Origin of the sequence: Clostridium sp. UBA4395 (genome assembly GCF_002390995.1) — a bacterium.
Lineage (GTDB): Bacteria > Bacillota > Clostridia > Clostridiales > Clostridiaceae > Clostridium_J > Clostridium_J sulfidigenes.
Genome location: NZ_DGRF01000058.1, coordinates 1 through 4,587, shown reverse-complemented (window position 1 = coordinate 4,587; position 4,587 = coordinate 1). Strand labels below are relative to the sequence as shown.

Sequence of the window (4,587 nt, the reverse complement as noted above, 5' to 3'; positions counted from 1 at the left end):
AGTTAGTTTTTCATTCAACGAAATATTGAAAATATGGTATACTAAACATGGATTGGGTATACATGACTTGAAGTAGTCAATATAGTTAAAAATTTAACTATACCAATGAAAGTAATATAATTGATAGCAACAAATAGCTACATAAAAAATATAACTATTTGCTGATATAAAGAAATCCATATATTTATTAAGGGGGAAAGAAAATGTTTAAAAAATTTACAAATGGTTGTGTTAAATTAGTTCAAAATTACCTACCAGATCCATTTTTATTTTGTATCATTTTAACTTTCATAATCTTTATTTCAGGTGTTTTATTCACAGGACAATCTCCATTATCTATGATTATTCATTGGACAAATGGATTTTGGAGTTTATTAGCATTTGCAATGCAAATGGCATTGGTTCTTGTTTTTGGTCATACTTTAGCTAGTGCACCAGCATTTAAAAAAATTACAAAGAAACTAGCTAGAATCCCCAAAACACCAACCCAAGCAATCTTATTAGTTACTTTTGTATCTTCTATAGCATGTATATTAAACTGGGGATTTGGATTAGTTATAGGAGCAATATTTGCAAAAGAACTTGCAAAAGAAGTAGATGGTGTTGACTATAGGCTTTTAATAGCTTCAGCTTATTCAGGTTTCTTATTATGGCATGCTGGACTATCAGCATCAATTCCATTAACTCTTGCCACTGGGGGAGAATCTTTAGTTAAAGCTACAGCAGGAGCAGTAAGTGCTGCGGGAGTACCAACTACCGAAACTATATTTTCACTATGTAATTTAGTTATAGTAGGAGTTTTAGTAGTAACTCTACCACTTATAAATAGAGCTATGCACCCAGATAAAGGCAATGTTATAGTTATAGACAAAGGCTTGTTAGAGGATGAAGAAGTATTTGTAGATATGCCAAAGGAAAATATGACTCCAGCTGATAAGTTAGAAAATAGTAAGATAGTTACTTGGTTAATTTCAATAATGGGATTTACCTATATAATATATTATTTTATTACTTCAGGATTTAATTTAAATCTTAACATAGTAAACTTTATATTTTTATTTTTAGGCATTTTGTTACATGGAACTCCTAAGCGATTTATAAATGCTCTAATGGAGGGCGCTAAAGGAGCAGGTCCTATATTACTTCAGTTTCCATTTTATGCAGGTATAATGGGAATGATGACAGGAGCAAATGCAGAGGGAATATCTTTAGCTGTATTGATGTCAAATGTGTTTGTAACTATTTCAAATAAAGTTACATTCCCAATGTTCTCATTTTTAAGTGCAGGATTAGTTAATTTCTTTGTACCATCTGGTGGTGGACAATGGGCTGTACAAGCGCCTATTATGATGCCAGCTGGAGCAAAACTTGGAGTAAGCACGGCTAAAACAGCAATGTCAATTGCTTGGGGAGATGCATGGACAAATATGATTCAACCATTCTGGGCTTTGCCAGCACTTGGAATAGCAGGTCTAGGAGCAAAGGATATTATGGGATACTGTATAATAGATTTATTATACTCAGGAGTGATAATTGCAGTAGGCCTTATTGTTATAGGGATGTAGAATTATTTTATAAATCTACATACTTAGAATAAATGCTGTCTACAATATAATACGAAGGACTTTTATAAAAATATATAAATAATCTTATATACAATATTGAGCATGTACTTTAATATTACTAGGCGCTTTAGCCTTAATAATATAAGCACTTGCTCAATATTTTTTCACACTACGTTATTTATGATAAATTAGTTAGTTAACAACCAGATTACCTACTCCTACATTTAGATCAAAGGTGTATATATCTTCACCAGAAGTTTTGGCATTTATATCTATGCTACCTATACCAGTAGAAGTATCTAGCTTTACAGGAGAATTATTTGGAATAGATATAACAGTTTTACCTACACCACCATTATAAGTTAAGTCTCCTCCAACTTCAGCAAAGATAATGGAAAGATTACCTACACCACCATCAATATCTATATCACCACATTTGCTAGAAAGATCTAAGGTTGTATTTCCAACTCCTTGTTCAAGCTTTAGATCTTGAAAAACTATATCTTTCAAGGTAAGATTTCCAGCACCACCTTCAACCTTTAATTTATTAATATTTATTCCATTAATAGAAATGTTACCAGCACCACCATGTAATTCTAAATCCTTATTAAAATCTTTAGGAATATTAATAGTAACTTCTCTAGATGTAGATTTATTAAAAAAGCCTAAGTTTATAGAAGAATTTAAACCATGTTCTTTAATGTTGAGGGTATTTCCTATAACATCAATTGTGGTTTTATCTACAAAGGAACTAGATCCCCTGCAAGTTATAGTAAAATCTGAACTGTCAACAGAGTTAATATTTACATTAGAAGCATGAATTTCAATATCTATATCTTCTATATTTTTCATAGGAATGGTTTTGGATATGTCTTCATCATAGGTGGTTAAGTTTCCATTATCATCAAAGTCATCAAAGTTATTACTAATATCATCTAAATTATCTAGAAAGTCTGTACCGAGATTACCAAATAATTTATCATTATTAAAATTCACTGAATTACTATTCTTAGGTCGAGATTTCACACCAAACTCTACATTACAACCTACAAGAAGAGTAGTCGTAAGTATTAGAGTAGGAATTATAATAAAAAGTTTCTTCTTCATAAAAAACACCTCTATTTTAATAAATTAATTAAATTATATCTAGTTTTTTGTCTATTCTATTGGCAGCAACTATTTGAAGTATAATTAGGGCTAATATATCTATAATTATTGCAAATATATCTAATTCAATAGCTCCATATTTACCTATAGTCATATACATATAAGGTAAAAAGTATAATATTAAATTAGCTATAAAGGAGTAAATAATATTTCCAACAATACTAGCACCTATTACAGCCAATACGCATAAAGCAGTGCTTCTAATATAAGAACCTAGTATTGCGATTAATGCAGTTATAATTAAATAACTTATAATAGTACCTAAGGACATAGATAATGAAATATTAAGAACTATGGATGGAAAATTGCCAGAGTTAACCATAGCACCTAAAGCTACAATTATAGTAATAAAAAGATTTATAAAAATTAATTCTAAAAGATTACCTAGAATAAAATCTATACCAGATATAGGAGCTAAAAATAAAAGTCGCCCATATTCCTTTGATAATTGCATAGAAAATATTATTATATGAGCTATGAAATTCGTAGCGATAAGAATTGAAACAGCTGGTATTAGATCTAATCCTTGAGTGAACTTAGACAAAAATGAGCTTGACCCAAGAGCTAAAACTAGAATGATAGCTTCTATTAAATACATAATTCTCAAGGTCCTAAAAGAATATTTAGCTATACTAAAAATATTTTTTATTTTAATTGATTTATTTTTAATTATTTTATTTTCCATAATATTCACCTATTCTGCAAATACCTTTCTATATATTTTGTCTATAGACGTACCGTACTTTATACGTAATTCTTCTGCATCGCCTTTTTCAATTATTGAGCCATCACCTAAAAATATTACTTCATCAAAAATCTGCTCAAGTTCTCCTACATAATGAGTTGTAATTATCATTGAAGCATTACTATCTAAATTATCTATAATTGCATTAATTATCTTATCTCTACTTATAATATCAACTCCAGAAATAGGTTCATCAAGGATATATAAGTTACAATTTCTACTTAAGGTTAGGCTAAGAGCAACCTTTTCTAACATTCCTTTAGATAATGATTTAAGTTTTGCATCTGTTTGGATATTCATAAATTTTAATAAACTTAAAGCTTTAGATTCATTAAAATCATAAAAGAAATCTTTATAAAACTTAAGAGCATCATTTACCTTCATCCACTTAAATAGATAATCTTTTTCCTGTAGGTATGAAACAAACTGTTTAGTTTCCCTACCAACTAACATGCCGTTAATAGTTACAGTTCCTAGAGTGGGTTTAAAGAGTCCGGATATAACATTTAACAAGGTTGTTTTTCCTTGACCGTTTGGTCCAAGGATTCCAAGAACTTTTCCTTTTTTTAAGTTAAAACTTATTTCATTTAAAACATGCTTAGCTCCAAAATTTTTGGATAGAGTAGTTATTTCTAGTACATTATCACTGAATGTGTTTAAATCAACATTATTTAAAAGTTCATCTTTAGTTACTATGGTAGTTGCGTCATTCTTCAAGATTATTCCTCCTCATACATATTCATAATTAGTTCTAAAATTTCTTCTTTAGAAAACCCTAAGGTTTTACTTTTGTGGATAAAATCCCTTAGTAATTCTTTAGAATATTCTTTTCTTAGATTTTCTATTATAGTTTCATCCTCTGTTAAAAATTTTCCGATACCCCTTTGAGTATTTATTAATCCTTCATTTTCAAGTTCAGAATAAACTCTTAATATAGTGTTTGGGTTAACTTTGAGTTCACTGGCATAATCTCTAACAGACAATAATCTCTCCCCCTTTTTTAGTTCTCCAGAAACAATTTTCATTTTCATGTAATTTTTTATCTGAATATATATAGGTTCCTTTGAGTTTAATTCTAACTCCATTTCATCACCTTGTATAATGAACTCA

At 29.3% G+C, this 4,587-nt stretch carries 5 protein-coding genes; 1 reads left to right on the top strand and 4 read right to left on the bottom strand.

The window, feature by feature from the left end; translation table 11 throughout:
* Positions 1–203 precede the first annotated feature (203 nt).
* Positions 204–1,565: a short-chain fatty acid transporter gene (locus tag B2694_RS10790; protein WP_346885740.1), complete on the top strand. Its 1,362-nt coding sequence runs from the start codon at positions 204–206 to the stop codon at positions 1,563–1,565.
* A 192-nt stretch (positions 1,566–1,757) separates the two neighbouring features.
* On the opposite strand, the gene B2694_RS10785 is transcribed toward B2694_RS10790, so the two are convergent.
* The 4 genes from B2694_RS10785 to B2694_RS10770 form a co-directional block, all read right to left on the bottom strand.
* The gene (locus tag B2694_RS10785) at positions 1,758–2,672 is read right to left on the bottom strand and encodes a DUF4097 family beta strand repeat-containing protein (RefSeq protein WP_346885739.1); all 915 of its coding nucleotides are present in this window, start codon (positions 2,670–2,672) and stop codon (positions 1,758–1,760) included.
* 28 nt (positions 2,673–2,700) lie between these two features.
* Entirely contained in the window at positions 2,701–3,417 is a 717-nt protein-coding gene (locus tag B2694_RS10780) for a hypothetical protein (RefSeq protein ID WP_346885738.1), read from the bottom strand.
* A gap of 9 nt (positions 3,418–3,426) precedes the next feature.
* Positions 3,427–4,194 (bottom strand): ABC transporter ATP-binding protein, encoded by a 768-nt coding sequence (locus B2694_RS10775; RefSeq protein WP_346885737.1) that lies wholly within the window; start codon positions 4,192–4,194, stop codon positions 3,427–3,429.
* Between the two features lie 2 nt (positions 4,195–4,196).
* On the bottom strand, positions 4,197–4,587 hold a 391-nt coding region (locus tag B2694_RS10770), incomplete at its 5' end, for a GntR family transcriptional regulator (protein WP_346885736.1).